Below are 481 nucleotides of genomic sequence, written 5' to 3'. Positions count from 1 at the left end.
GCTGATCACGGCGGTGACCCGGCCGGCGCCGTCGTACTCGGTGTCCGTGGACGACGGGTAGTTCAGGTCCTGGCCGGTGACGAGGGCGGGCTCGGCCGCGCCGGTCGCGAAGAACCGGCCGGAGTCGCGCCAGACCTGGCCGCGGGTGTCGTAGAACTTCTCGGTCACGAGCCGGCCGGCGCCGTCCGGCGACGGCTCCTGGGTCTGCCGTTCGCGCAGCAGGCCGTCCTGGAAGGCGTACGCCTCGCGGTAGGTCGAGTCGTGCGCGAGGACCTTCGTCGTGGTGACGATCGGCCCGTCCTTGCGGACCAGGTAGTCGAAGGCGTAGCTCGGGGAGTCGGGGTAGGTCCCCGCCGAGCGGGTCGGCTGCCCCACCTTGGTGACGCGGCCCAGCGGGTCGTACGCGGTGGTCGTCACCTTGTTGTTGGCGTCGGTGACCTGGGTCGGCTGGCTGCGCAGCGGGTCGTAGACGGTGGTGGTG

The 481-nt window shown here is 71.7% G+C and carries 1 protein-coding gene; it reads right to left on the bottom strand.

The window, feature by feature from the left end:
* Positions 1 to 481: hypothetical protein (locus OQ02_RS39245; RefSeq protein ID WP_033443759.1), on the bottom strand; the 481-nt coding region annotated here is incomplete at both ends.

The sequence above is a fragment of the Saccharothrix sp. NRRL B-16314 genome (assembly GCF_000716595.1).
In the GTDB taxonomy this organism is placed as follows: Bacteria; Actinomycetota; Actinomycetes; order Mycobacteriales; family Pseudonocardiaceae; genus Actinosynnema.
Note: the sequence above shows the minus strand (reverse complement) of the source record. Positions and strands in the feature narration are given on the sequence as shown.